Here is a 4,604-nt window from a genome sequence, read left to right as displayed (position 1 = left end):
AAAAACCACCAAACACACTATTGAGTTCTCAAACAACACACCCTCGTTGACCTGCTTTCAGGGCAACCCTGCCAGCGTAAGTCATCGCATGGAACCCGGTCAAATCCGGGGGCTCGAAGCCCCCAAGGGGTCCAGCACCTCGTGGATAACGCCTAGTGTACTCGTTCTATTTCCGCACCCAAACCGGTGAGGTCCTCCACGAAGAGCGGATAGCCCCGGTCGATGTGGAACACGTCGTGCACCTCGGTCTCGCCGTCGGCCACCAGGCCGGCCAGCACCAGCCCGGCGCCCGCGCGGATGTCCGACGACCAGACCGGGGCGCTGGAGAGCTGCGCGATGCCCCGCACCACCGCATGGTGGCCGTCGGTTCGAGCGTCGGCACCCAGCCGGATCATCTCCTCGACGAATCGGAACCGGGCCTCGAACACGTTCTCGGTGATCATCGAGGTGCCCTCGGCGATGGATGCCAGAGCGATTGCCATCGGCTGCAGGTCGGTCGGGAAGCCGGGAAACGGAAGCGTCGCGACGTTGCACGCCCTGGGCCGCTCGTATTGCACCACCCGGAAGCCGTTGTCGTTCTGCGTGACGGTGGCGCCGGCGTCGTGCAACTTGTGCAGGACCAACTGCAGATGCGCCGGGTCCACCCCGGTGACCGAGATGTCACCACGGGTCATCGCCGCGGCGATCCCCCACGTCGCGGCCACGATCCGGTCGCCGATGACCCGGTGTTCGGTCGGATGCAGCCGGTCTACTCCGGTGATGGTCAGGGTCGAGGTGCCCGCACCCTCGATCGCCGCGCCCATCTGGTTGAGCATCTCGCACAGGTCCACCACGTCGGGTTCGCGAGCGGCATTGTGGATGGTCGTCACGCCCTCGGCGAGGACCGCGGCCATCAGGATGTTCTCGGTCGCCCCGACGGAGGGGAACTCGAGCTGGATCTCCGCGCCGCGCAGGTGATCGGCCGAGGCGACGACGCAGCCGTGCTCGATGCTGCAATCCGCGCCCAGTTGACGCAGTCCGGACTGGTGCATGTCCAGCGGACGCGAACCGATGGCGTCGCCGCCGGGTAACGCCACCCGGGCCCGCCTGCAGCGGCCGACCAGTGGGCCGAGGACGCACACCGAGGCCCGGAACTGCCGCACCGCGGCGAAGTCCGCCTCATACTTCGGTTCGTCCGGGGAGGTGATCCGGACCACCGAACCGTCCAATTCGACGTTGGCGCCCAGTCCGCGCAGCACTTCGGCCATCAAGGGCACGTCGAGAATGTCGGGACAGTTGGTGATGGTGGTGGTGCCCTCGGCCAGCAGACTGGCCGCCATGAGCTTGAGAACGCTGTTCTTCGCGCCGGTGACGGCGACCTCGCCGGACAACCGGTTGCCGCCGGTCACCAGGAAACGCTCGCTCACCCCCGCGAGTTTAGAGCAGTCGGGCGAGAGTTCCATCCCTGTGGGCCGGTACGGTTTGAGTCATGGGAGTGCATCTGACCCGCATTTATACCCGGACCGGCGACGACGGCACGTCGGGCCTGAGTGATTTCTCGCGGGTGGAGAAGAGTGATCCCCGGCTCATCGCCTACGCCGACTGCGACGAGGCCAACGCGGCGATCGGTGTCGCTGTTGCCCTGGGCCGCCCCGACGAGAATCTGCGGGAAGTCCTCACCCGAATCCAGAACGACTTGTTCGACGCAGGTGCCGACCTGTCCACACCGATCGTGCAGAACCCCGAGTACCCGCCATTGCGGATCACCGAGGACTATGTCGAGCGGCTGGAGAGCTGGTGCGACGAGTTCAATGAGCGCCTGCCCGAACTGAATTCGTTCATCCTGCCCGGCGGCACCGCGCTCTCGGCGCTGCTGCATGTGGCACGGACGGTGACCCGGCGTGCCGAACGGTCGGCGTGGATCGCGGTCAAGGCGCACCCGCAGACGGTCAGCCCGCTGCCGGCCCGATACCTCAACCGGCTCTCGGACCTCTTGTTCATTCTGGGCCGGGTGGCCAACCCGGACGGCGACGTGCTGTGGCAGCCCGGCGGCGAGCGACGATCAAGCGGCGAAGCCGCGCCGAGGAGCACACCCGTTGATCCGGCGAGCGACGATCAAGCGGCGAAGCCGCGCTGAGGAGCACGCCCGTTCAATCCGGAGAACGCGAGAAGTCCTCCGGCGCTTAGCTTCTACCCGATTGTGCGACGCGGCTTCTACCCGATTGTGCGACGCGGCTTCTACCCGATTGTGCGACGCGGCTTCACCCGATTGCGCGGCGCGGCTTCTACCCGATTGTGCGACGCGGCTTCTACCCGATTGTGCGACGCGGCTTCACCCGATTGTGCGGCGCGCACGTGGCGACGGACTTGACTCGACCCACGACAGGAACGCCGTCAGCGCGCCCCGGTCCAATGCCATCTCGTACCCGCGCTGCTGACCGCCGCCGGCGACCCGCAGGGCGAGCACGACGATCTCCTCGGTCATGATGTCGAACTCGTCGCCGCGCGGTGACCGCCGGGACATGATCTCCAGGCCTTGGCGGCTGAGCCGGCGGTCCGGCCACAACCGCATACTGGACAGCCGGTAGAACAGGGCCTCGTCACCGCGATACCGGATGACCCCATGGCGCCACCCGTGGCCGCCGACCGCCGGGGTGTCCCGCACGATGGCCGGCGTGCCGCCCTGCCCCAACTTCCACAACCGGAAGCCGAGCGCCAGAACCGCCAACAGCAGAACACCGACGAGCGCGACCATGATGATCATCGACGCGCTCGTCGGCATCGTCAGTCCAGTTGCCCGAGCGCTCGAAGCCGCGACCTGCCCCGAGCGGCGATCGCCGGGTCGTCGGAGGCCGCGTCGGCCTTCGCCTCGTCGGCGTCGATCTCCGCGGCGAATTCGGCCGACTCGGCCAGAATCGTCACCCCGGCCTCGGTGACCGTCAGGAACCCGCCGTTGACCGCGATACGCAGATCGTCCTCGCCCTCGCGTTCCACCCGGACCATCGCGTCGTCGACGAGCTGAGCGACCAGCGGGATGTGATTCGGCAGGATGCCGATCTCACCGGAAGTGGTGCGGGTGAACAGGAAGGTCGCCTTGCCCGACCAGATCTGGCGTTCGACGGCGACGATCGCGACGTCCAATTCGGCCATCTCAGCGCACCTTTCGCACGATCACAGCGATACGCCGAAGGTCTCGGCCTTCTTCGCCAGGTCGTCGAGACCGCCGATCAGGAAGAACGCCTGCTCGGGAACATGGTCGAAGTCGCCCTTGGAGAGCTTGTCGAACGCCTCAACGGTCTCCTTGACCGGGACGGTGGAGCCGGGCTGACCGGTGAACTGCTCGGCCGCCATCATGTTCTGGCTCAAGAAGCGCTCGATGCGCCGCGCCCGGTTGACCAACTGCTTGTCCTCCTCGGAGAGCTCGTCGATACCGAGGATCGCGATGATGTCCTGAAGGTCCTTGTAGCGCTGCAGGATCCGGATGACTTCCTGAGCCACCCGGTAGTGCTCGTCACCCACGACCGCGGGGTCGAGGATGGTCGAGCTGGACGCCAGCGGGTCCACGGCCGGGAAGATGCCCTTGGAGAACACCGCCCGGGAGAGCTCCGTCGTCGCGTCCAGGTGGGCGAACGTGGTGGCCGGCGCGGGGTCGGTGTAGTCGTCGGCGGGCACGTACACGGCCTGCATCGAGGTGATCGACTTGCCGCGGGTGGAGGTGATGCGCTCCTGCAACTCGCCCATCTCGTCGGCCAGGGTGGGCTGGTAGCCCACGGCCGAGGGCATGCGGCCCAGCAGGGTCGACACCTCGGAGCCGGCCTGGGTGAACCGGAAGATGTTGTCGATGAACAGCAGCACGTCCTGGCCCTGCTCGTCGCGGAAGTACTCCGCCATGGTCAGGGCCGACAGCGCGACCCGCATACGGGTGCCCGGCGGCTCGTCCATCTGGCCGAACACGAGCGCGGTGTCCTTGAGCACGTTGGCCTCACGAAGCTCGACCCACAGGTCGTTGCCCTCGCGGGTGCGCTCCCCCACGCCGGCGAACACCGACGTGCCGCCGAAGTTGCGGGCGATGCGGTTGATCATCTCCTGGATGAGCACCGTCTTGCCGACGCCGGCGCCGCCGAACAGCGCGATCTTGCCGCCCCGCACATAGGGCGTCAGCAGGTCGACGACCTTCAGGCCGGTCTCGAGCATCTCGGTGCGCGGCTCCAGCTCGTCGAAGGCCGGCGGACGCCGGTGGATCGACCAGTGCTCGAAGTCCTTGCCGTAGCCGGGCTCGTCGAGGCACTGACCCAGGGCGTTGAACACATGCCCCTTGACGCCGTCGCCGACCGGAACCGAGATGGAGGAGCCGGTGTCGATGACCTCGACGCCCCGCACCAGACCGTCGGTGGGCTGCATCGAGATGGTGCGCACCAGGTTCTCGCCGAGGTGCTGGGCGACCTCCAGCGTCAGCGTCTTGGCCATCGAGCCGAAGGTGATGTCGGCGTGCAGGGCGTTGAACAGTTCCGGCACCGAGCCGCGCGGGAACTCCACGTCGACGACCGGGCCGGTGACGCGAACCACGCGACCGCCTTTGTCGCTGCCGCTGGTGTGTCCGCCGCTGGTCACGCTGCTGCCGCTGT

General features: G+C 67.2%; 5 protein-coding genes. 1 reads left to right on the top strand and 4 read right to left on the bottom strand.

The window, feature by feature from the left end; all coding sequences use genetic code 11:
- Positions 1-152: 152 nt before the first annotated feature.
- Complete coding sequence (murA, locus tag ADBZ5U_RS14460; RefSeq protein ID WP_526811336.1) at positions 153-1,406, bottom strand: UDP-N-acetylglucosamine 1-carboxyvinyltransferase; 1,254 nt, start codon at positions 1,404-1,406, stop codon at positions 153-155.
- 62 nt (positions 1,407-1,468) lie between these two features.
- On the opposite strand from murA, the gene ADBZ5U_RS14455 reads away from it, so the two are divergent.
- The gene (locus tag ADBZ5U_RS14455) at positions 1,469-2,116 is read left to right on the top strand and encodes a cob(I)yrinic acid a,c-diamide adenosyltransferase (RefSeq protein ID WP_526811335.1); all 648 of its coding nucleotides are present in this window, start codon (positions 1,469-1,471) and stop codon (positions 2,114-2,116) included.
- A gap of 195 nt (positions 2,117-2,311) precedes the next feature.
- On the opposite strand, the gene ADBZ5U_RS14450 is transcribed toward ADBZ5U_RS14455, so the two are convergent.
- From ADBZ5U_RS14450 to atpD, 3 genes are read right to left on the bottom strand one after another with little or no spacing between them, the layout of a single operon-like run.
- On the bottom strand, positions 2,312-2,761 hold the full coding sequence (locus tag ADBZ5U_RS14450; RefSeq protein WP_526811333.1) for a DUF2550 family protein: 450 nt from the start codon (positions 2,759-2,761) through the stop codon (positions 2,312-2,314).
- A 2-nt stretch (positions 2,762-2,763) separates the two neighbouring features.
- On the bottom strand, positions 2,764-3,129 hold the full coding sequence (locus tag ADBZ5U_RS14445; RefSeq protein ID WP_526811331.1) for a F0F1 ATP synthase subunit epsilon: 366 nt from the start codon (positions 3,127-3,129) through the stop codon (positions 2,764-2,766).
- A gap of 21 nt (positions 3,130-3,150) precedes the next feature.
- On the bottom strand, positions 3,151-4,590 hold the full coding sequence (gene atpD, locus ADBZ5U_RS14440; protein WP_526811338.1) for a F0F1 ATP synthase subunit beta: 1,440 nt from the start codon (positions 4,588-4,590) through the stop codon (positions 3,151-3,153).
- Between the last annotated feature and the right edge of the window lie 14 nt (positions 4,591-4,604).

The sequence above is a fragment of the Mycobacterium sp. genome (genome assembly GCF_040398885.1).
GTDB lineage: Bacteria > Actinomycetota > Actinomycetes > Mycobacteriales > Mycobacteriaceae > Mycobacterium.
Note: the sequence above shows the minus strand (reverse complement) of the source record. Positions and strands in the feature narration are given on the sequence as shown.